The following is a 22285-nucleotide window of genomic DNA, read 5'->3' on the forward strand; positions in this document are numbered from 1 at the left end:
AGGCGCACAGGGATGAAAAGCAAAAGAGCCATCGCTCCACGCCAGGCTCAATCTGAAAACAGGGCCCGGGAGCGACAGCTCGCCTGATGAAAACTGAAACGATTCTATGGAGGGGTTGTGTGCTCAGCAAGTCACAAAAGAGTACCTTATAGTTACTTAAGTCCCTCTAATTTGGCCTTAGTTATCGTCAATCGTAATATCAAGTACCCTCTATTCTCTAGTTTCGGAGATCGCGAGCTCAGAATCCCAGAGATGGCCACCGTTTTCGGCGCTTCTGCCGCCGCGCGTGCGGACACTGTGACTGAAGCGAAGCCGGGCGTCCCCACGAATAGGTCGAAGTTGAGCGACGACCGCTTCCACGAATCCAGTGAATCCTGTATTCGGACCTCTTCAAGGAGGAGTATTAATCGCGCGACTGTTACGTGACTGGTGCCGTCAGCAAAGCCATTCGCGAATGAAGCGATTTTGCCTCGCCGACGACGTCGGCTCGCGGCTTCTCCGCCGCAGCTACTGCGAAATCGCCATTTGCGACGTGCTGCCCATGTGAATTGTGCTTCCCGACTTGGGCCAAAATGGGATGGCCAATGGCAAGTTGTAGGTCACTGTCACTACCACGATCTGCCCCGGCGCCTTACCCCCCGCCCAACTCGCGGAAGCTGACAGGTTCGCTGAGTTGATGCCTGGATAGTGCAGGTTCTGCACGTAGGTATTCAACTGCGCGGAGGTGATTGAGCAATCAGCAAAGCCGGTGCAGGCGGAGCCCCTCACAATGGCGTACCGGCTTGCTTCGCGAGCCGCCTCCGCTACAAAAACGGAAGAGTAGAGAGCAGTGCAGACCGCCATTAGTCCGAACAGGGTCATGAAGAGCACCACTGAAGTGAGTGCAAACTCGACAAGGGCGGCTCCATCTTCACGCCAGATTCGATTCATTGAAGCACCTTCTGAATGGCATTTCCCCTCAAGGTGAAGGGGCCGGCGAGCCCAGGTATGTGAATCAATGGATTAAAACTTACCTGCGTCTGCACGGTGATGGTGACTTCCATTACGGAACCGGGGCAGGCTGGGGCTGTGACGCTGTTGGTTGAGCAAGTGACGGACGCACCCGAATCCGCACAGTTGCACGCATATCCGCTGGTCGCGGTTGGGGATGCCAGGGATAAAGCGGATGGGTTGAAGTATTCATTCTGGGCTGCGGTTAACATTCCGGGCCTGTCGCCGGCCGTAGTGCGGCTCTGGGCGCCGTACTGAGCCGCCGCCTTGGCAGCACTGTTTACCTGAATGGCGCCATAGCCCAATCGCCCGAACTCGACAGATCCCAGCAGCATGAGCACAAGAAAAGACATCGAGAGTGCGGTCTCTACCAGGGCGCCGCCTTCTTCGCTCATTCGATTCATCAGCATCGAGGTCTCCTGACTATTCCACAAGTGCCACGACCTTGAGCGCGGTCGTCGATGGCGTGTATCCGGTTACGTTGATCGGAGAAGGTCCACTGTCAATGCTGTCCACGATGAGACCGCCCACTGAAGTGCTGCCGCCATTGTCCTGGACTGTTACCTGAGCGCCTGGCGCATAGATGAAGCCGGTCAGGGTCATGTCAGTAGAACCTGCCTGGAGACTAAGAGTGTTTGTGTTGGCCGGCGGCATGTAAATGACAACTCCGTCGATCCCGGTCCCATTGGTGCCGTCTCCAGAGGTCGGAGCCGTGAGACTCAGGGTGCCATTGCCTGGTTGCATGGTGAGAGTTCCGGTGGTGATGTCCAGCGTTACCCCATTCCCGGTCACGGAGCTGTTTTTGAAGCTGACGTTTCCGGTAAAGACATACAGGCCTGGATTCAAAGTCGCGTTGCCGATACTTACGTTTCCGTTATAGCAGCCCGGATTCACTGTTCCAGACAGCGTTCCTCCCGCGGGAGTTACGCATCCGGTTGGCGTGGGGGTCGTGATCCAGCTGAACGGGAGTGTCGCCGGAGTGACGCCGCCCGTCACCTGGGTGCCAGCCGCAAAATTTACCGAATACCCGCTCGTCGGGCCCACAGCAGCAACTTCGGCAACATCCACCGTGCCGGCGTTCCCCTTGCCCGACATCGCCGTAGAACTGGTTGAGTTCACGTACAGTCCACACCCAGGAGCATTAATACGATACTTGCCATGAGCCGAATACGCTGACCCGGTGGCTTCGGTCAGATATATGCAAAAATCGCTGGCTCCAGGCGTGCCTGCCACAGCTCTCGCCTTCACTGTGAACGGACTGGCGCCCCGCCCTTGAAACATGCTGAAAAACGTACTGTAGAAGATGGTCGAGTTTTGTTGCGAAACGATCGCTTCGAAATAGCAGTTTGTCCCCACGCAACCAGTGTGCGCGGCCGGAGACGCCGGATTCGTATTCACAGCCACTGTGACAGTACTGCCAGACACATTCGATTGGCCGGCAGCACTCCCCGCCGTGTTTGCTGCCGCGATCTCCGCTGTCTGATTGTTGTTGTTTGCGTCGTACAGGCTCAGATAACGCAGAGCTGCAGCGGTCGCAGCCGCGTCTGCGGCGGTTTGCAGCTTTCGCCGCGTATTGAACAGAATCCCGACGTCCACGGCAAGCGCCATGAATCCCATAAAGCAAGTCATGCACAAGGCTGTGAGAACGAACGTTTGACCATTTTCTTGGCGGAGAATCTTCACCGGCACACCCTCCCGAACGCGCATTCCTTCGAATGCATGCAAACACGCCATGGGAATTTGAGCGGCCAGAGGGTGCCACTGGAATTCCCCAGCGTATCAGTCATCTTGAGAGGGAAGCAACTTAAAAGTATTACCGGGTCATTGGACCTGCGTCCCCGCCCAGACACCTGATGGAGTCACTTTCTGCTCATTTTGAGAAGGGGACAATGCCACTAATAGGTTAATTACTGAATAGGTTACGAGAATCACTCGAATTGCCTAGAATCAATAAGATACAAGTTACGGAGGACACGTTACCGCGCTCCATACTATTGCCCTGTCAGAAAGAGGGGATCGGGTAGTGCGAAGAAGTCCACCAGGTACTAAGCCCAAAGCAGACTTGAATACCAGGGCCCACAATCCTGCAATCTGGCCACTCTGCCAGACACCACAACTGCTTACTCTACTGGCATATGGCCATCTGCGATGTACTCGAGAGAGTAAACGTGTGGGAGGGTACCCCAGGGACACTGAGGGTGAATGGGTAATTGATTGTGACTTGGACGATGTCTCCGGGAACGTTGTTAGTGTTTGTAGTGGAAGCAGTGCATGTCGTGGTCGCGCTTCCCGGCGTAGAGACAAGATATTTCACGCAAACTTGTGCAGCGGTGAGGTGAAGTCCGGGAAAGTTCCGGCTGGCTACATAGTTCGCAACGTCGGTCGCATTAGCAACGCAACCCGAGGAGCCGAATCCGGAGCCGGTCGAGCCGCTACCATCACAGGAGCTACCCCAGCCCCCTCCGCGGACGATTGCATAACGAGTAGCCTCATGGGCGGCGTTAGCCAAAAAATGGTAAGAATACACCGCCAAAGCACCCTCAAACACACCGAATATGAGGGAGCTCAATAGCAGAAAGGAAAGTGCGGTCTCGACAAGAGACCCGCCCCGTTCGTCGCGCCACATAGGCTTCAAACCGCTCAATAGAAGCGCGTTTTTATGCAGTCGAATTGTGTCTGGAATCCTCAATTTGGGAGAACCCTCATTTCAGAATATCCGTGGAGAGTGTATGAACCCGGCAGAGCCTTCACAGTGAAAACGGGATTGATAGTTGCCTGGGTCGAGACGGTAACGTAGCTCACCACGCGATTCGTGACTGTACTGCTTGACCCAGTGCAGGCCACGATCGTTGGGTCGGTGCAGGCGATGGTCCCGCTGCTTGGGGAGTACGTCGGGGTGTTGCCGGTCGTGAGCGTTTCGCAAATGCAGGCGGTGCCTGGTGTCACCGTCAGACTGCCCAGGTCGGGTGCGTCGTTTGCCGCCGCCTGAGTTATCCCAGTCGACGTAGCGTTGCCCGGCTCACTTCCAAAGGACGCCCCGGCCCGCGCCGCGTTCTGCACTTCAATGGCGAAATGTGCGACTCTTCCCAGTTCAAATGCGCCGGTTACCATGAGCAGGAAAATCGGCGCCGCCAAAGCCACCTCTACCAGGGCCGACCCGCTATTGTCACTGAATCTGCGCTTCATCGCACTTCCTCCTCCAACGAACAATCTCACGAGCAGTTCGATCAATACACGAGCCCGATTCTTGCAAGGGGCGAAAGGGATGGGCTCAACCCATTTATGGTGACGGTCGCAGCCTGCGCGCAGAAATTGCCGATGATGACGTCATTGTTCATGGTCGTATTTGCACCCTGGTCCTGAACATACAGTTGCATGTAGGGGGCGTAGACGACCCCGGTCAAGGTCGTGTTGCTGCTTCCGAAATCGAAATACAATTCGCCCGGGTTGCCGTCGTTGTTGCCCTTTCCATGCGAACAGGAATAAGTGCCCCCGACGCTGCCGTCGCTTGGCGCGTCGATCAGGACTCCGCAAAACGGGTTCGCCGTATCCAGTTCGCATGGCGTGGATGAATTGGACGGCCTGGGCGCAGTGACTGTAAAGCTGCCGTTATGGTCGAACTCGAGCGGAAGGTTGTTCTTGAGAAAGATCGTGTCACCGGTCCCCGTTATCGTGCCGCTGAGTTCGACACAGGGTATCGCCGGTTTCCCGCAAGTATTGGTGATGTTATTGTCGAAAACATAAACAGTATTTGACTGCAGGGTGACGTTGCTGAGGTTCCCATTGTTGTAGTTGTAGATACAGCTCATACCATCGGCGACGGCCCCGGCAGGCAATGTGGAGCCACAGGATGAACCTGCCGTGGTCCCCACGCCGGGTTGATTCGCAGTTTGCTGAAGCTGCGGTAAAGGGTCGTTTGTGGGAGGAGCACCCTGAGTCTCCGTGCCGGTAACGCTGGAGCTGCCACCGTTCACAATGGTGCCCGAGGCGGCAACGTATTTCGCGTCTATGTTTGCATTTCCACCCATGTCCACGTTGCCATTGATTGTGACGCCGCAAGTCAACCCGAAAACTTCGGAACTTCCACCCATCGTTGCCGCAGGATCGGCCTGGTTGCCGCCATTCTGAATATCGAAGCATCCAGAGGCTTGAAGCTGATCCGAAGCGATCGCCACGGCGCTGACATTCATGGAGTGAAAATTGAACAGGGTCATGAAGAACGTGGGCGAGTTGAACGTCACATTCGCCTGAACGTAACCAGCACTGTTAAAACCTGAAACACCAACATTCGGGCTAACTGAAAGGGACAGAGTGACCCCGTTCGACGAATTGATTGAGCCGTTCGACGTCCCTGGAGCATAGCCATTCAAAGTGGCGTCTTTCGAGGCCGCATTCCATATCCCCGTGGTTACGGTCGAAGGAGTGCCTTCATACAATGCTTCAAACGCGCCAGCAATTGCTGCGCTGTCGGCGACTGACTGCGCGATTCTTTTCTGGCGCAGCATGACTCCGGCGTCCGTTGCGAGAGCCACAAAGCCGAGTAGCACGGTCAAGCTTAGGGCCGTTAAGACCATGGCTTGCCCTTCTTCGTTTCGTGCGGATCGCAGGCCTTTCTTGAAGGCGTCCATTACTGGGATCTTTTCTCTCTGATCACGGAACCATTTCATTGAAGACCTCCGCTACACAATTGTTACGCTGATTGCTGTCCTGGAGAATGGGGGCCCGAATGCATCAACTCTGGATATCACCCGGACCTCTTTGCGGCGCTCCGGCGGTATTCAACTTCGCCGATCGTGCACAACCATGTGGGAAAGATACGGGAGTATGACTCCGGCCCTTGGAAACCCATTTACACCTGGGCGGTACAGCGCTCTCGCTTCAGCGGACTCATGCGTTCTTTTTCCGCTCGCTGAACGTCCCCTGCGCTCACCTTGAGAGAATCGATTATCTGATTTTTGCGATCCGAAAAGCAATCGGAATGTGGCAGATAAGCCGGATTCTGCAGCCGCTTGCGGTAACCATAAATCACGAGAAAGTCACTTGCGCGAAAGTTACCTGTAAAGCCAAAAACTCCCCCAAATCCCCTATTAGCAGCCAGGCGGAGCACTTAGAGCAGTTTCGAAGTACGCGTGGACTTCATGGCGTCGTGAAGGATGCTCCGATTCCTTTCCTGATGAAAAGCCACGGAAGTGCGTACCTGCGGTTTTCACCAGGTCCGAACTACTAGATGAGGATTCCTTCTCGCCGACGCGGCGCGACCCCGAACCTGGGAGCTGGCACTCCTGAAAACTCCCCTCAATCACGGTCTCTCAGCTGCTTGTTACCTGGACGAGCTCACCGGCAATATTGCCGGCAATCCACCTTTGCAACTTCAGTAATTTCGAGAATTACTTTCGCTTGATCTGAACCGAAAAGCAGCATTCCATCCCCGGTTCGAACAGTGGGAGACTGCACAAACGACAGAGACTTCTCCTCACACCTTTTCTGTTCGATCGCAGTTAGATTTCTCCGTAAGACACAAGGCAGTTTCCGTTCTGATTTCGCTCGTCAACGCTGAAGCAGGTGTTCATGGTGAGTTCAACTGGAAGTCCATCGAAACGTCAACATATGCCGGCACTCGATGGAATCAGGGGCTATGGATTTCTGGCCATCTTTCTCGCGCACTACCTTTCGCCGGCAATCGACCGCTATCGATCAATTCCCTGGGTCAATGTCCTCTTCTATGTTGAACAGATCGCTTACATGGCCGTTCCGGCCTTTTTCGTCCTTTCGGGGTACCTCATCGGCGGCATCCTTTTCGATACGCGCGAACACGAAGGTTTCTTCAGGGTGTTTTATGGCCGCAGAATTCTGCGTATTTTGCCCGTGTATTACGTCACGCTCCTGGTCCTGGCTTGCCTGGGCATTGCGCATGGCGTCCCTCTCAAGACCTTGTTCTGGTCGCACTTCATCTATATCCAAAATCTTCTGCCAGGGTATACCGACTCGGGTTTTGTGCCGCATTTCACGATCATCCATCTCTGGTCGCTTGCGATCGAAGAGCAATTCTATCTGGCGTGGCCTGTCGTGGTGTGGCTCGCAAGGGACCGCGCAAAACTGCTGAAGATTATTGCGGTCCTCAGCGGTTTATGCTTCACCCTTCGATTCATCTCGCCATGGCTTCATCTGTCCGCCAGACGTTGCTACTATGGGACGCCTACGCGCGTCGACGCCATCTTGCTCGGGGTGGGACTCGCACTTGTAGCAGATTACAAAATCTTCAAACGGCTACAGCCTCTGGCGAAGTATGCAGTCTTGGTGGGAACCGCACTGTGGATCATCTCGTTTTCGACTCACCGCGATGATCCATACAACTACTATTGCGTGGTAGTCGAGACTCCGCTCGCCAATTTCACCGTCCTCGCCCTTGTAGCCGCGGTTATTGAGGAGGGAAGCGGATTCGCGCGGGCGTGCAGCGTTCGATCCGCGTGCTGGCTAGGAACCATGAGCTACGGGCTCTATGTTTTCCACTACACGTATCACGTGTGGTTTCTTCAATCCTTGCGGCCGAGGCTCTCGCACCACATGCCCGATCCATGGTCCTATCTGGCAACCGCAGCCATCGCCCTTGCACTCACGATCGGACTAGGGATACTCAGCTACCGATTCATCGAACGGCCCGCATTGAGCCTGACCCGATATCTGAAGTACGGACCCGGTCTCGCCGCAAAGCCGGTTCAGAAGAGTGCGCCGTTTCTCGGCCTTGCGGCAAAACGGGGTTGAGCTTATTGGGATGGCCGCCAGCGCAGAATTGGCTTGCGTGCAGCCTGGACTTCGTCGAGCCGCGAGACGCGCGTAGAGTGCGGTGCAGTCTTGACGAGGTCAGGAGACTCATCGACTTCCTTCGCAATCGAACGCATCGCATCGATGAATAGATCGAGTTCTTCGAGGGATTCGCTCTCCGTCGGCTCAATCATCAGCGCGCCATGCACGATGAGCGGGAAGCTGACCGTATAGGGATGGAAGCCGTAGTCGATCAGCCGCTTGGCGATGTCGCCGGTCTTCACACCCTTGGCCGCCTGCCGCTTGTCGCTGAAGACAACCTCGTGCATCGACGGCGTCTTGTACGGCAGTTCGTAGAGATCTTCGAGGTTTTTGCGGATGTAATTGGCGTTGAGCACAGCATCTTCGGTGGTCTGCCTCAAGCCATCTGGCCCATTGGCAAGAATGTAAGCCAGTGCGCGAATGAACATGCCGGTGTTGCCGTAGAAGGCGCGCACGCGACCCACGGATTGCGGACGGTTGTACTCCCAGTGCAACTTTCCGTCCTTCTCTTTGGTGAGCACTGGCGTGGGAAGAAACGGCTCAAGAAACTTCTTGCACGCCACCGGGCCGGAGCCTGGACCGCCACCACCGTGCGGCGTCGAAAAGGTTTTGTGCAGGTTCAGGTGCATTACGTCGACGCCGAAATCGCCGGGACGCACCTTGCCCACCAGCGCATTCATGTTGGCCCCATCCATATAGAGCAGCGCGCCCTTGGCGTGAAGGATATCGGCGATCTTGTGGATCTCGTTTTCAAAAACGCCGAGCGTGGAAGGATTGGTGAGCATGAGCGCGGCCGTATCTTCGTCCACCTGGCGCGTAAGAGCCTCGAGGTCGATGCCGCCCTCGGCATTCGACTTGAGGTTTTCCACCTGGTAGCCGCAGATGGCAGCGGTCGCAGGATTGGTGCCGTGCGCCGAGTCGGGAATGATGATCTTGCGGCGTGCGTTGCCCTTTGACTCATGCCATGCGCGCACCAGCAGGATTCCAGTGAACTCGCCGTGAGCGCCGGCAGCCGGCTGCAGCGTAATGGTATCCATGCCGGTGATATCGATGAGGCAGCGCTGCAGCAGATCGATAATTTCAAGCACGCCCTGCGCAAGCGACTCGGGGCGGTACGGGTGCGCTTCGGCCAGACCTTCGATGCGGGAGACGAATTCGTTGACGCGCGGGTTGTACTTCATCGTGCACGAGCCGAGCGGATACATGCCAAGATCGATGGCATAGTTCCAGGTGGAGAGGCGCGTGAAGTGGCGGATGATCTCGATTTCGCTCAGCTCGGGCAGCAGGCCGGACGCCTTGCGGTGCGCATCGCCGAGGAGGGCTGCGGCGTCGACTTCGGGGACGTCGAGCGGCGCCAGCTTGTAAGCCTTCTTGCCCGGCGACGATTTCTCAAAGACGAGACCTTCGTTCTGCGTCTGGTGGGGACGAACCTTACCGATGGTTTTAGAGATTGGGATTTCAGATGTCGCCATTGTTACGCCTCCACCGGTGCCGCGGCCAGCACTTTTGCCGCGCGATCAATCGTTTCGCGCGCTACAACTTCCGTCGCGCACCACAGCGTTGCGTTCTTCAACTCCGGATACCAGCGGCTCAGGTCAATGCCGCCAACAATCTTGTCATCCAGCAGACGCTGGCTCCACTGCGCCGGAGATTCCTGCGTTTGCAACACAAATTCGTGGAAGCGGGGAGCGCCTTTGAACAGCAGCTTTGCGCCGGGCTGTGCGCTCAGCGTTTTTGCCGCGTAGTCCGCCTTTGCCAAATTGTGCTCGGCAAGTTCGCGGATGCCCTCTTTGCCGTAGACAGTCAGAAAGATCGTCGCCATCAGCGCCACTAAAGCCTGATTTGTACAGATGTTCGAGGTGGCTTTCTCGCGGCGGATGTGCTGCTCACGCGTGGAGAGTGTCAGGACGAACCCCCGGTTTCCGTTTCCGTCGACGGTCTGTCCGGCAAGGCGGCCGGGCATCTGGCGCAGGTACTGCTCCTTCGCCGCAATGACACCGCAGAACGGACCGCCATAGCTGAGCGCGACGCCGAACGACTGCGCTTCCATGCTGACGATGTCGGCTTCTACGGGCGGACGGACAACGCCAAGCGATACCGCCTCGGCGATCGAAACGATCAGCAGCGCACCTTTTGTATGAGCGATCTCGGCGATGGCCGGAATGTCTTCAACAACGCCGAAGAAGTTCGGGCTCTGCACCAGCACGGCCGCTGTCTCTTCGGTCACTGCAGCAGCGAGCGCATCGAGATCCAGGCGGCCCGTCTCCGGGACATACCGGATCTCCGTCGTAGGCAGGTCGCGGAATTGCAGGTAGGTGTGCAGGACTTCGCGATACTCGGGATGCACGGTCGAAGCGACGACGGCCTTGTGCCTGCCGGTGACGCGCATCGCCATCAGCACGGCTTCTGCCGCCCCCGTTGAGCCGTCGTACATGCTGGCGTTAGCCACGTCCATGCCGGTCAGTTCGGCGATCATGGTCTGGAATTCAAAGATGGCCTGCAGCGTTCCCTGCGTGATCTCCGGCTGATAAGGCGTGTAGCTCGTCAGGAATTCGCCTCGCTGCACCAAAGCATCGATGATCACCGGGCGATAATGGCGATAGCAGCCGGCGCCCAGAAAGCTCGCGTAATCGGTAGCGTTCTTCTGCGCGGCAGCCTTGAAGTAGTCGATGATTTCGCTCTCGGCCTGCTGGCGCGGGACGTCGAGGTCGCGGGTAAGCCGGTACTCCGCCGGGATGATGGCGAAGAGATCGTCGATTGACTTGGCGCCGATCGCCTTAAGCATCTGCTCCCGCTCGGCAGGAGATTTCGGTAAATAGCGCATTTGATGCGTTCCTTTTCTAGAGGGACTAGGGACTAGGGACTAGGGACTTTGCTCGAAGTGTCTTCATCATCGCGCCCAGCATCCGGCCGACTTCGCTGCATAATTCTTCAGTCATTCGAAGTTGATCCGTCGATCCAAAGCCAAGCTCTTTCGCAATGACAATCTGGGTTTCAACTTCTGAACATGAGCCGCGTGCGTGTCCGAGAAACTGAAGGTACTCACCTCTCGTGGTCCGGCCATATCCCTCACAACGTTGCTGGCTATGGAAACGGCCGCTCGGCGCATCTGATTTGTAAGTCCGAACTTCTCGGTGTCTGGAAAAACAGATGTCAGTTTGTAAACGGCTACCGTGAGTGCAATGCTCCGTTGCCAAACAACCAAATTCCTGAACGATTGGCCCACTATCCCACCTCGTCTAGTCCCTAGTCCCTACGTCCCTCGTCTTTTAACTTCCCGTCTCTTCCGAGACAAACTTCTCGTACGATGCGGCGTCGAGGAGCTTTTCGTATTCCGAGGGATCAGACAATTCGATCTTGATAATCCAGGTTTCGTGCGGGGCTTCATTGATCTTGTCGGGTGAGGTCTTCAGTTCCTCGTTCACCGCAGTCACCGTCCCGCTCACAGGCGAGTACAGGTCGCTGACAGCCTTCACGCTCTCGACCGATCCGAAGGACGCGTTTGCGGTAATGGGATCGCCCACCTTCGGCACATCCACGTAGACGATGTCGCCCAGCGAGTTCTGGGCGTAGTCGGTAATGCCCACCGTCCCGATTTTGCCGTCGAGCGAGATCCATTCATGTTCGCGGGTATAGCGATAATTCGCGGGGTAAGCCATAGAAGAACATGCTCCTTTTCGGAAAGCAAATGAAGCTACAGTGTACGACCTTGGAACGGCGCGCGCGGACTGAGGAAAAGCGGGAATTGGCGCGTTAAAAAACCTCTCATCAACCACATTTGGGGCTACTTCGCAGGCCCGAATCCCGGATAGGGTTCGAGCGGAACAAGAGCTGCCACTTCGAGCATCCCGGCCTTGAAGATGGGCAGGCTGCCGAGAGCTTCGCGCACCTCGGCTTCGCTGGCCGCTTCCCAGAGAATGGTTGCGCCCGGCACGTCGCCCCTGCGCCAGACGTGGCGGAGGATGCCCGCGGCGTACAGTTCTTTTACGCGCTGGCCTTCCCGGGCATTGAGCTCCGGTGTGAAAGCCTCAGGCGGAAATGCATCGATGCGGCGTCGCGAAAGCGTCAGGAACTGCATATTGAAATTGTACGAAACGTGGCAAGCCCGCTCAGGCCACGCTGGCTTGGGGATCGGCCGTCAGCCGGCGGAAGTCCAACAACATCTTCGCTCTCCAGATCACAATCATGCCAAAGGCGAGGATAAAGAAGATGCCGGCCGTCTGTTGCGTGGTGAGAATGTTGTCGAAATATCCACGCGCGAAGATGCGGATGGCCGCGAGCACCAGGATGACCACAAGAAACGCACTCGAACGCTTCATCCTTACCGTCTGCCCCTGCAATTCAAGCCGCGTGGTCAACAGCAGCGGCCACGCAAGAATCACGGCGCCGATCAGGAATGCAATAGCCGCCCAGGTCCATGGAACGCGGAAAGCCGAATCTACAAACATCGAAAATCCAGTGGCCATGCCGAGCGGTGGGATGACGATCTTCTTCAGGGAAACCGCGCTCCGGGCCTCGCGCAGCCGCCACATGATGACCGCAACCGCCCCCGCTCCCGCCACGAGAAACGAACCGGCTGTTTTCGCAAGGAACGGCGGAAATAGGGCGAGTGCCACCATGGATCTATCTTATGAGATTCCAAAATTCCATGCGACCGCGCCAACCGCCAAGTTCAGTCGCCCACTAGCCTGATCCTATTTGTCAAAAAACTCCCCACGTCCGCCGTTCGCCCAAGGATTGTAGTGCGCGGCAAACTCCGCGCGCTCCTGCACCGAGGGATGGCTGTACGACCAGAACTCCACAAATGCATTCGGGTTGGGGTCGTCGAGCCAGGCCTCGCCCAGGTGATTGAAAGACGACACCGCCGTCTTTTGCGGATCGGGCACCAGGCCGTGAATCGCCTCCTGCCCGTATATATCGGACTCATGCTCGAAGTGGCGGCTCACCGCGTTGCCCACCGGCGTCATCACAAATCCGGCGATTGAAAACGCAAAGAACAGTGTCAGGAATCCCACCCGGCTGGCGACCGGGCCGATCTTCCAGCGCTCGCCGAAACGGCGCGCCATGCTCTCCGCCGCGTGCGCGCAGGCCCAGAAAACGAAGAATAATCCGGCCACCAACCCGGCAAGCATCTTGGGAATGTGGTTGAGCACGTAATGCCCGCTCTCATGGCCGAAGATGAACATGATTTCGTCGTCCGGCATGCGGTCCGTCGTCGTATCCCACATCACGAAGCGCTTGCTCGAACCGATGCCAGTGACATACGCGTTGATGCCGTTGGTCTTCGCGCTGGCCTTCATCAGAAACATGCGGTCGGGCGCGATCGCGGTCCCAGTGCGCGCCACGACCTGTTCGAGCTCGGCCACCAGCGCCGCATGCGATCCTTCGAGCGGTTCGAATTTGTTGAAGATCGGATCAAGCACCATAGGCGCCAGAAACACGGCAATCACGATCAGCGGCATCGAGATCATCCACAGCCACAACCAGTACCGGCGCGGCGAAACGCGCACGATCCAGTTAAAAAAGAGTGCGAGGGGCACCCCGATCAGCAATGAAACCGCGAGCCCCTTCCCCTGGTCGCCCAGCCACCCCGGCCAGCTTTGCACGCTGATCCCATAGCGCAGGCTCGCCGCGTGTCCCGTTGCGTCCAGCGGCAGATTGGCCAAAGTGAGAATCGCCAACAGTATTGCGAAAAACAAAACCCCCTGCAGCCAGCGCCTCCGTGTCGTTTCCCGCGCAAATGCGTCTAACCGCGCAGCCGTACCGAAAGCGAGCAACCCCCACAGCACGATCAGGCCCCACAGCGACCCCGCAATATCCAGTGACACGCGGATCTTGTTGAGCGCAATGGCCTGGGCAAGTTTCTCCGGCGGCAGCGAGTAGGCCTGTTCGGACTGCGGAGGAATATGGCTCGCCGCTGCTTTCGCCTGGCTCGGCACTGTACTGCCGGTCTGGGCTGTGACCGCAGCGGAAGTGACCAGAAGCAAAACAGCCAGGGTACTTGCGAGCCTCAGGCACCGGACAATTCCCATCAGATTTCCCTCACAGACGCTCGATTTTGAGACAATCAGGTTCACCGATGTTTTCAACTGATAAAGTACAAACCCTCCCGCCCATTGTCTCTCCAAAGAGCCATCGGAGCCCGCGCCGAAACAGTCTGCGTTGCACTGCCTCCGCAATTCTTGTCGCCGTTGGCTGCATCGCCGCATCCGCCCAGAACCCTCCAATGCGCCTCCATGCCGCCGCCAAGGGAGCCGCCGCTGGCTCCTCCGTCCTGCTTGACACCATGACCGGGGAGTTGCAACGCGCCTTCACTTCGCTGGGCAAGCCCGGGCCGAACCAGAAGGACGCCGACAAGCAGTTGCCGCCCTACTTCCTCAGTTACTCGGTTGCCGACGCCACGTCCGTCACCATTCGCGCCCAATACGGAGCCCTCGCCGACAGCACCAGCAATCATGTGCGCGTCGCCGACGTGCAGGTGCGCATCGGCGACCCCAAGCTCGACAACACCCATGGCAACCACCGCGCCTCCGCCGTCAACAGTCTGCAGTTGCCGCTGGGCGACGATCATGTAGCGCTGGCGCGGACACTGTGGCTGGCCACCAACGCGGGCTATGGCACCGCGCTCGAAAACTATCTCCGCGTGAAAACTGAAGCTCAGGTGCGCGCCAAGGAAGAAGACACCTCGCCCGATTTCAGCAAGGAATCTCCGGAGACGTCCGTCTCCCAACCCGCGCCGGCTGTGGTCGTCGACCGTACTGCCTGGGAGCAGCGCGTGAAAGCGTTGAGCCGCGTCTTCCGCGACTATCCCGATGTCTATCAGAATCTCGCCATGCTCACCGTGCAGAACGAGACCGACTACTACGCGTCGTCAGAAGGATCGCGCGTAGTTGACCCGCACAGGCAGGCGCGCGTGGTCGTCTTCGCCGTAACCCGCGCCGATGACGGCATGGACCTGTTCCGCGCCCAGACCTTCGAAGCCGAAAATGTCGACGGCCTGCCGTCGCAAGCGGAGATGGAAGCTGCAGTTCGCGAATTGGGCAAGAGCCTCGAAGCCCTCCGCAAAGCACCGGTGACCGAGCCGTTTGACGGCCCTGCCATTCTCTCCGGGCGCGCCTCCGCCGTCTTCTTCCATGAAGTGCTGGGTCACCGCCTCGAAGGCCAGCGCCAGCGCGGAGACGAAGAAGGCCAGACCTTTACCAAGGAGCTGAACAAGGAAGTCCTGCCGCCGTTTCTCTCTGTGGCCGACGACCCCACCATGACCACCTTCGGCAATACATGGCTCAGCGGCACCTACACCTACGACGATGAAGGCGAAAAAGCGCGTCGCGTCGAACTCATCCAGAATGGCGTGTTGAAGACATTCCTCATGTCCCGCCTGCCGATCGCGAGCTTCGCCGCTTCCAACGGTCACGGCCGCGCGCAGACGGGCCGCATGCCTACGGGCCGCCAGGGCAACCTGATCGTCACCTCCACCAAAACCGAGCCGGAAGCCGATCTCCGTAAACAGCTAATTGAAGAAGCGAAGAAGCAAGGCAAGCCCTACGGCCTCTACTTCGAAGACATCTCCTCTGGCTTCGCCGTCACCACGCGCAGCGCCCCGCAGGCCTTTCAGGTCATCCCGCTCGTTGTCTACCGCGTGTATGTCGATGGCCGGCCCGACGAGCTTGTCCGCGGTGTGAGCATAGTAGGTACGCCCCTCGCCGCCATGAAGCGCATCGTCGCCACCAGCGACAAGAGCGAAGTCTTCAACGGCGAGTGCGGCGCCGAATCCGGCACCGTCCCGGTCAGCGCCGTCGCCCCGGCCATGCTGGTAAGCGAGATCGAAACGCAACGCCAGCAGCAGGGCACGCAGCGACCGCCGATCCTGTCCATTCCCGGAGCGCCATCAACCGGATCGACGAAGGAGGCACAATGAAGCGCACTCGCCGCATCGGGAATCTCTTCGCAGCGGGACTTCTGGCTGCCGCCATCCTCATACCGCACAACGCCGCGGCTCAAACCACGCGTGCCGGTGCCGAAAAGGATCCGGTTTTGAAGGCCATGCTCGAGGAGCTCGACCGCAGCATGGCGCATCTGCAGTTGCCGGGCTTCGAGAAGCCGTACTTCATCGAATACCGCATTGAAGACGTGGACGACTTCGAGGCACGCGCGGCCTTCGGAGCCGGCGAAGGTACGCAGCACAGCCACGCACGCGTAGCGCGCATCAGCGTGCGCGTCGGCGACTACAAAACCGACAACTCCGGCCCCCGCGGCGACGGCGATCTGCAGCTCACCAGCATCGATGACGATCCCATTGCCCTGCGCTCCGCTCTGTGGACCGGCACCGACCAGGCCTATAAGGCCGCTCTCGCTGCCTACGCGCAGAAGCAGGCAGAGCTCAAGCAGGTGCAGACGCCTCCGCAGGCCGACGACTTCAGCAAGGCGAAGCCCATCATCTCGCTGGCCGAGCCGCTCAAGCTCTCGCTCGACGAGTCAGCTTGGACCGATCGCGTTGCCCGCGACAGCGGCATCTATCGCAGCGATCCAACCGTCAGTGCAACCGAGCACGATATCCAATACTCGACCGCCGCATTCCACGGGCGCGTTACCACCACATGGATCGTCTCCAGCGAAGGTGCCATCGTACGAAAGTCAGCGAGCAGCTACTCCGAGTCACTTGGCGTGGGCACGCAGGCCGACGATGGCATGCGTCTCGATCGCTCCTACGGAACCAGCGGAATCGCCCTCAGCGATCTCGACAGCCCGGATGAATTCAAGAAGCACGTCATCACGCTCATCTCATCGTTAGGCGATCTGCGCAAAGCTCCGCTGGTCGACGAGGAGTATCACGGCCCCGTACTGCTAAGCGCAGACTCGAGCGCAGACACGCTCCACGCTCTGCTCGCCGCAGGCATCACCGCCACGCGTCCCAAGCTGGGAACCGAAGCGCGTACCAACGGACCGTTTGCGTCGAGCTACCACGCGCGTATTCTGCCCGAGTTCCTCACCGTCGTCGACGATCCCGCAATCAAGACCTGGGACGGCAAGGACCTCGTCGGCGCCTACTCGGTGGATGATGAAGCGGTCCCGGCGCAATTGGTGAAGCTGGTTGCCGACGGACACCTCGAAAACTACCTCATAGGCCGCACTCCGGTACGCGACTTTCCGGAATCCAATGGCCACGCTCGCGCCGGCGTCACCGGCCCCCCGCACCCTGTCATCGGCGTCATGAAGGTAACCGCGCAGCAGGGACTCAGCGACGAAGAACTGAACCGCAAGCTCCTTGAACTCGGCAAGGATCGCGGCCTCAAGAGCGTCTATTTCGTTGAGACCCTCGGCGCCGAAGCGACACCGCGGCTGCTCTATCGGATTGACATGGATGGCAAACGCACCCTGGTCCGCGGAGCTGTGCTCGACGACCTCGACCAGCGCGCGCTGCGCTCGGGCGTCGAGGCGGCCGGCAAAAGTCTCTGGGTGGCCAATTACGCTGCCGATATTCCGGAAACCGTCCTCGCCCCCGCTCTGCTATTCGACGACGTAACCCTAAAGCGAGCCAACGAAACCAACGACAAGCTCCCCTACTACCCGCCACCGGACTGAGTAGTCCGCCTCCTACTCCGCGGTGTCATCCTGAACGCTGTGGGGCCCATGGACATTCCTGTCCATGGGGCATGCGGAGTGAAGGATCTGCTTCTGTGGTTGCGGATGCGGTTGCGCTTTTCGCCGACAACTGAAAACTGACAACTTGCTTCTCAAGCTTTCTTTTTCCACGCCCCCACGATCGCACCCATCAGCATCATGCCAAAGAGCCAGTAGCCGGCGTTGACGAGAAACAGGCTGATCGGCCGCACCTCGAAAATGTACTCGGTCGACCACGTGGTCATTTCGAACCCGGCCCATAGCAGCGCGCCAACCTTGATGCCACGCAGCGCCGTCTGCTTGCCGGTTAGCTGAATCACGCAGGAGAGCGCGGTCGCCATCAGAACAGCCATCACCAGCGCCGTAGCATACTGCAAATACGGATTCATGCCGCTGTTCACCAGCCACTGCATTGTGCGTCCGATTCCGTTGAGCCAGGTATTCATGAAGACCGTGTACCACCCGGCTTCAAGAAGGAAACAGGCAATCGCCGCCACCAAGATCGCCAGATAGTTCTGGCGCACCCGCGCCATCTGCATCACAGGGACACCGACCGCCATACCAACCTCCGATGAATGCTGTGGAACACACATTATGTCGGAACCTGCTCTGTCTGCAACGAGAAAGTGGAAACGATTCAGAATTCAACGAATTCTCGCCTTCTGGTTCCCGCGAAGATAACGAATGACTAGCCGCTCAGGATCGTGTAGAGAAAGCAACGGCGTCCAGAACCGAACCACGCCGAGATTGCGCGGATAACTGATCTACATTACCCTTTCTCGATACCACCAATCGGGAATGGAGCAGCCATATGAGGGAAGTAGCGCTCATTTTCTGCATGACTCTTTTGAGCTTTTTTGCCAGCGCATTGAATTCCAGTGCGGCGCCACTGCCATGTGTACAGCCGGGCAAGGTTAGATGGCCCGTTAAAATCAGCCTTCCGGCCGGCGCTCCCACGATTGGGATGACCTTGGCAGATGCGCTCAGCGATAGCAAACTACCCCCGCTCAAGGACGTAAAAACGAACGACCCGCGTTATCGGACCAGCCGCATCAACGATCAACCGGTGAAGGAAAATGAGCTCGTAACCATCTCGGGATGGCTGTACCTCGTGGCTTTTGAAGCGGATGATTGCGACTTTCACATTCAACTCAGTCCGCAGCCACGCACGACCTCAAATCCTCCAACCCCCGATGACAATTGCCTCATCGTCGAAGTTCCTTCAGGTGAGTACGCCACCGAGATATCGACCCAGGTGGAGGGAGTGCGGGATTGGGTAGTGCTCAAACTGCTTCACAATTCCGAACCCAAAATCGGCAGTATCCACGTAATGCAGCACCCTGTATATGTGACCGTAACGGGCGCGCTGTTTTACGACGATGATCACGAATACAAGCCTGATCACAGCACGGGCCGCGGAAAGAAAGGCATGGAATCGAAGACGCTCTGGGAGGTGCATCCAGTCATCTCTATCGCCTTCGCGCCAAAACCAGCCCAGTAATACGCTCCAGGGACCGCCTCGGGAGGAGCCTGTTCACCCCAGGGACCTTCACCGCTGCTCGAGTTAGCGAAGCCACCTTTAGAATGCTGCCGGGTCGGGTCGGTGACCTTGTTGGCTACAATTGCCGTCCACATGCAAGATGCATTTATTGCATCGTGTCGGCGATGAATCATGGGATACTGACGCTCGGATCCCGCGAACACTCAAACAGATGACAGGGAGGAAGGCATGCCGCGTCGAATCCGTGTCGGCGAAAGAGCGCAGATTGGCGGCGCCATTTGCACGCTCATCGGCATCCTGCTTCGTTGGCTTGGACCGCATCCGGTCCCGGAAGTGCCCATCGACCCGCACCAGTTTGCATACGTGATCATCGGCATGGGAATGTGCCTGCTTGTCGGCGGGACTTTGGCTCGATGGTTCGCTCGTAACTAACTGCCTGATCCCGGCACACCGTTCGGACTGATCACTGATGGCTAGTCTTCAATCCAGCCGCGTGAGATACGCCACACGATCATCGAACCACTCGATAAAGGTCCAATGGGTAAGGCAGATTCTGTCGGAGATCCTGAGGAAGATAAATGATCCAAATGTCATCTCCGCCTTATCGAGTTTCACTTTTCACTTGGAGGACGTGAGCGTCGAAGCAAACCGAAATTGACTAGACCAACCGTCAGCCTTACGATCCTGGGATTCACCGGTTTCGGTTCGTTCCTCTATTCCTTCGTTTTTTCGAAAGCTAGAGGCTCGGAACTCTGGTTGAACTTTCAGTCCAGCCTCGTCAGATATGCGACGCCCTCTTCCGGCTGCAAGCGTCGTGCCATCTCCTCGGCCTGCTCACGGTCATCTGCGGCGGGCCGTATGCGGACCCAGTAGCTGCGCTCTCCGGCAAACTCGATCACCTTCGACCCCGGATAATCGTTCAGCAATTTTGCCTTGAACTTGATCGCCTTGCGCTCGCTCAGGAACGGTCCGATCTGCACGCACCAGCGTCCGCCCACGTCCATCGGCTTAGGCGTCTCGTATACATCGACGCGAACCCGTCCCGACCCCGGCCAGATCCCGATCGACTGCGCCGATGCCTTCGTCAGATCGAGAATCGCAGTCGGAACAAACGGCCCGCGGTCGCTGATGCGCATGGCCGAGGTCTGCCGGGTCCTCAGATTCGTCACCACGATCAGCGATCCCATCGGCAATGTGCGATGCGCGGCCGTCAAAGCCTCATCGCTGAACACCTGGCCATTGGCGGATTTGCGTCCCTTATAGGGAGCGGTGTACCAGGTAGCCGAGCCCTCTTCGCTGTAGATCGGCCGATGACTGAGGATGAATTCCTTGTCCTCGGCGCTGATGCCTCCTTCAGGGACGGGCGTAACAGGAATGCCGCCCGTGCTTGGCCGTGGCGCCGGAGCTGGATACGAAGGCGGGTTATACACCGACGGAGCGGTTGCCGTTGGCGGCACAGGTTGCGGCTGCCGCTTGTGGCCGCATGCAACCATCCCCATTGCAGCCATCGACAGCACTGCGACGCTTGCGGCCCGATGCGCGCTTGCGCGATGCCAATCCGCCATCAGGCCCGAGGGCCTCGCTGCTGTTGCGCCTTGTCCATGCGATCCGCTAGATTGCGCAGCGTGTCCGAAACCTTGCGCATTGCTACGATCGATTCGGAGCGCACCTGCGGAATCACCGCGTCGTTCACATACTCAATCGCGTGGCGCAGTTCCATTTCGATCAGTTCCATGGCTTCTTCGATACGGTGGCCCACGCCAGGGCCCGGAGGAGGAGGAGGATAAGAACTCATTGCAGCAAACCTCACTTTCTAGTCTCGATGCCGCCCTGTCCCGCGTCAATGCCGCGGACAGCTTCGCGGATGCGTGCCGTGCCTGTCAAAACAACAGACACCGGGCCCAGATCAAACTCCAAACCCCAATTCTTTCCCGGTCCCAAAGTTACTTTTTCTGAGTATTTTGCGTCCGAGATACTAGTACGATCGCGGTCCTTGGGGCTAAGAAGAAGCTTGGAGCCGATTGGGTCTCTGTGGTCTACGAATCAGCACCAGAAAAGTTCCATCTCGCCATGCTCTGCTGTTTGAGGATCTGCTCTTTGAGGACCTGCTCTTTCAAGGCTGACGCCAATCGCCAGCCCGGGCACAACACGGACTGCCGCAGCCGCCGCACCTCCGCTGGTCGGCTCTGCTTCTCTCGTGCCGCCCTGTTTGCATCACTCCTCGTTCCGGCAATCGCCGTCTCGGCGCAGACACAGGCAGTCAACCCAGCCTTTCCCCTGCCCGACGCTCCGCTCCCCGTGATCAAGCACGCGAATGCAAAGAGCGGCCCATGCCGCGTGATCCCCAAAAGCGAGTCGGCCGGCAATGCCCTCAGTGAAACCGGCTCCAGCTTCATCGCCACGGTTGCCGGCTTTGCTCCGGCTGAACCGACCGCGCCAACCCCGGCAGCCGACACCCCGGCGCAGGCGGTTGCGCCCAACGACCTGCCTCCGTGCCCCCCGCAGCCACTCATCAACTTCTATCAGCGGTTCCTCAACGGGCCCGAGGTCAAGCCGCTAACTCCGAAAGAGAAGGCCCGGCTCGCCGTGAAGAACCTGCTCGACCCCTTCAACGCCGTCACCATCCTGGCCAACGCAGCCATCGCTGTCGGCTCCGACTCCCATTCTCCTTATGGGCCGGGAATGCCCGGCTTCGCCCGCGTCGTCGGTGTCAGCTACAGCGAAGATTTGACTGGCGAATTCTTCGGCACATTCCTGATCCCGTCTATCGTTCACCAGGACCCCCACTACCACCGCATGCCTAACGCCACCATCAGGCGCCGAATCTTTCATGCGATCGCGCAGGTCGGCTGGACGCAGGGCGACAACGGCAAGGGCATGGTGAACTACGCCAACCTCCTCGGCTTCCCCATCGACGCCGAAATCGCCAACCTCTACGTCCCCGGCGAAAAGACCAACCTGCCCTCGACGGCTACTCGTGTCGCCATCGGATGGGCTCTGGCCCCCACCGACAACTTCATCACCGAATTCCTGCCCGACCTCGCCCGCCGCATCCATGTCCGCGTCGTCCTCGTCCAGGAAATCATCAACCAGGTCGCCAAAACCGAACCCTAGCGCACACGATAGAGGGTGAATCAACTAGGTAAACCCTTGCAGACGCAAGCCTTTGCAGAGCCTAGAGGGATCCGCGCGGCACCCCCATTCACGCCCCCTGAATCGCCATTCGCCCCCTCATATCCCCATTCGCTGCACCCCGGTTGGATTGACTAGCTCTCCTTATTACTCTTGTACTGAGTTTTCAGGTTCCGGCGGTACCGTAGGCGGAACCTCTCGCAAGTGCCAGCTGACTGTTTTTTAAGGAGATCGCAC

Annotated in this window: 21 protein-coding genes and 1 pseudogene; 6 read left to right on the forward strand and 16 right to left on the reverse strand. The window is 58.2% G+C overall.

Annotated features, from left to right (window positions below; translation table 11 throughout):
• Nucleotides 1-507 precede the first annotated feature (507 nt).
• The 6 genes from VK574_RS05840 to VK574_RS05865 form a co-directional block, all read right to left on the reverse strand.
• Nucleotides 508-930, reverse strand: coding sequence for a TadE/TadG family type IV pilus assembly protein (locus tag VK574_RS05840; protein ID WP_472798878.1), 423 nt, complete (start codon nt 928-930; stop codon nt 508-510).
• Nucleotides 927-1400 (reverse strand): TadE family protein, encoded by a 474-nt coding sequence (locus tag VK574_RS05845; protein ID WP_472798879.1) that lies wholly within the window; start codon nt 1398-1400, stop codon nt 927-929. Before VK574_RS05845 ends, VK574_RS05840 begins: the two co-directional genes overlap by 4 nt.
• Nucleotides 1401-1413: 13 nt before the next feature.
• Nucleotides 1414-2724, reverse strand: a complete 1311-nt coding sequence (locus VK574_RS05850) for a pilus assembly protein TadG-related protein (RefSeq protein WP_472798880.1) — start codon at nt 2722-2724, stop codon at nt 1414-1416.
• A gap of 391 nt (nt 2725-3115) precedes the next feature.
• Nucleotides 3116-3616: a TadE/TadG family type IV pilus assembly protein gene (locus VK574_RS05855; RefSeq protein ID WP_472798881.1), complete on the reverse strand. Its 501-nt coding sequence runs from the start codon at nt 3614-3616 to the stop codon at nt 3116-3118.
• A 59-nt stretch (nt 3617-3675) separates the two neighbouring features.
• Nucleotides 3676-4176 carry a TadE/TadG family type IV pilus assembly protein gene (locus tag VK574_RS05860; RefSeq protein ID WP_472798882.1) on the reverse strand — a complete coding sequence of 167 codons (501 nt, stop codon included), beginning with the start codon at nt 4174-4176 and terminating at the stop codon, nt 3676-3678.
• A gap of 41 nt (nt 4177-4217) precedes the next feature.
• On the reverse strand, nt 4218-5657 hold the full coding sequence (locus tag VK574_RS05865) for a pilus assembly protein TadG-related protein (protein WP_472798883.1): 1440 nt from the start codon (nt 5655-5657) through the stop codon (nt 4218-4220).
• Nucleotides 5658-6558: 901 nt separating this feature from the next.
• Here VK574_RS05865 and VK574_RS05870 point away from each other — a divergent pair.
• Complete coding sequence (locus VK574_RS05870) at nt 6559-7752, forward strand: acyltransferase family protein (protein ID WP_472798884.1); 1194 nt, start codon at nt 6559-6561, stop codon at nt 7750-7752.
• Between the two features lie 2 nt (nt 7753-7754).
• On the opposite strand, the gene gcvPB is transcribed toward VK574_RS05870, so the two are convergent.
• The 7 genes and pseudogenes from gcvPB to VK574_RS05905 all read right to left on the reverse strand — a co-directional run bounded on the left by gcvPB (nt 7755) and on the right by VK574_RS05905 (nt 13826).
• The gene (gcvPB, locus tag VK574_RS05875) at nt 7755-9266 is read right to left on the reverse strand and encodes an aminomethyl-transferring glycine dehydrogenase subunit GcvPB (RefSeq protein ID WP_472798885.1); all 1512 of its coding nucleotides are present in this window, start codon (nt 9264-9266) and stop codon (nt 7755-7757) included.
• Between the two features lie 2 nt (nt 9267-9268).
• Nucleotides 9269-10618, reverse strand: coding sequence for an aminomethyl-transferring glycine dehydrogenase subunit GcvPA (gene gcvPA / locus VK574_RS05880; protein WP_472798886.1), 1350 nt, complete (start codon nt 10616-10618; stop codon nt 9269-9271).
• Between the two features lie 25 nt (nt 10619-10643).
• A pseudogene (locus VK574_RS05885) lies at nt 10644-11020 on the reverse strand (four helix bundle protein).
• 43 nt (nt 11021-11063) lie between these two features.
• Nucleotides 11064-11453, reverse strand: a complete 390-nt coding sequence (gcvH, locus tag VK574_RS05890) for a glycine cleavage system protein GcvH (protein WP_472798887.1) — start codon at nt 11451-11453, stop codon at nt 11064-11066.
• Nucleotides 11454-11578: 125 nt separating this feature from the next.
• Nucleotides 11579-11872: a muconolactone Delta-isomerase family protein gene (locus VK574_RS05895; RefSeq protein WP_472798888.1), complete on the reverse strand. Its 294-nt coding sequence runs from the start codon at nt 11870-11872 to the stop codon at nt 11579-11581.
• Nucleotides 11873-11903: 31 nt separating this feature from the next.
• Nucleotides 11904-12413 (reverse strand): CcdC family protein, encoded by a 510-nt coding sequence (locus VK574_RS05900; RefSeq protein ID WP_472798889.1) that lies wholly within the window; start codon nt 12411-12413, stop codon nt 11904-11906.
• A gap of 75 nt (nt 12414-12488) precedes the next feature.
• Nucleotides 12489-13826 carry a M48 family metallopeptidase gene (locus VK574_RS05905; RefSeq protein ID WP_472798890.1) on the reverse strand — a complete coding sequence of 446 codons (1338 nt, stop codon included), beginning with the start codon at nt 13824-13826 and terminating at the stop codon, nt 12489-12491.
• A 194-nt stretch (nt 13827-14020) separates the two neighbouring features.
• Here VK574_RS05905 and VK574_RS05910 point away from each other — a divergent pair, with 194 nt between their 5' ends.
• Nucleotides 14021-15712 carry a TldD/PmbA family protein gene (locus tag VK574_RS05910; RefSeq protein ID WP_472798891.1) on the forward strand — a complete coding sequence of 564 codons (1692 nt, stop codon included), beginning with the start codon at nt 14021-14023 and terminating at the stop codon, nt 15710-15712.
• Nucleotides 15709-17376: a metallopeptidase TldD-related protein gene (locus VK574_RS05915; RefSeq protein ID WP_472798892.1), complete on the forward strand. Its 1668-nt coding sequence runs from the start codon at nt 15709-15711 to the stop codon at nt 17374-17376. The genes VK574_RS05910 and VK574_RS05915 overlap by 4 nt, the downstream gene beginning before the upstream one ends.
• 152 nt (nt 17377-17528) lie before the next feature.
• Here the strand turns inward: VK574_RS05915 and VK574_RS05920 are convergent, their stop codons facing one another.
• Nucleotides 17529-17975: a DUF1761 domain-containing protein gene (locus VK574_RS05920; protein WP_472798893.1), complete on the reverse strand. Its 447-nt coding sequence runs from the start codon at nt 17973-17975 to the stop codon at nt 17529-17531.
• A 251-nt stretch (nt 17976-18226) separates the two neighbouring features.
• Between VK574_RS05920 and VK574_RS05925 the strand changes: the two genes are divergently transcribed.
• Both VK574_RS05925 and VK574_RS05930 read left to right on the forward strand, forming a co-directional pair.
• Nucleotides 18227-18916 (forward strand): hypothetical protein, encoded by a 690-nt coding sequence (locus tag VK574_RS05925; RefSeq protein WP_472798894.1) that lies wholly within the window; start codon nt 18227-18229, stop codon nt 18914-18916.
• Between the two features lie 228 nt (nt 18917-19144).
• On the forward strand, nt 19145-19348 hold the full coding sequence (locus VK574_RS05930; protein ID WP_472798895.1) for a hypothetical protein: 204 nt from the start codon (nt 19145-19147) through the stop codon (nt 19346-19348).
• A gap of 332 nt (nt 19349-19680) precedes the next feature.
• Here VK574_RS05930 and VK574_RS05935 read toward each other — a convergent pair whose 3' ends face one another.
• Both VK574_RS05935 and VK574_RS05940 read right to left on the reverse strand, forming a co-directional pair.
• On the reverse strand, nt 19681-20481 hold the full coding sequence (locus VK574_RS05935) for a septal ring lytic transglycosylase RlpA family protein (protein ID WP_472798896.1): 801 nt from the start codon (nt 20479-20481) through the stop codon (nt 19681-19683).
• Complete coding sequence (locus VK574_RS05940) at nt 20481-20711, reverse strand: hypothetical protein (protein WP_472798897.1); 231 nt, start codon at nt 20709-20711, stop codon at nt 20481-20483. The genes VK574_RS05935 and VK574_RS05940 overlap by 1 nt, the downstream gene beginning before the upstream one ends.
• 302 nt (nt 20712-21013) lie before the next feature.
• Between VK574_RS05940 and VK574_RS05945 the strand changes: the two genes are divergently transcribed.
• Entirely contained in the window at nt 21014-22030 is a 1017-nt protein-coding gene (locus tag VK574_RS05945) for a hypothetical protein (RefSeq protein WP_472798898.1), read from the forward strand.
• The last annotated feature ends 255 nt before the right edge of the window (nt 22031-22285 follow it).

The organism is Occallatibacter sp. (genome assembly GCF_035317045.1).
In the GTDB taxonomy this organism is placed as follows: domain Bacteria; phylum Acidobacteriota; class Terriglobia; order Terriglobales; family Acidobacteriaceae; genus Telmatobacter.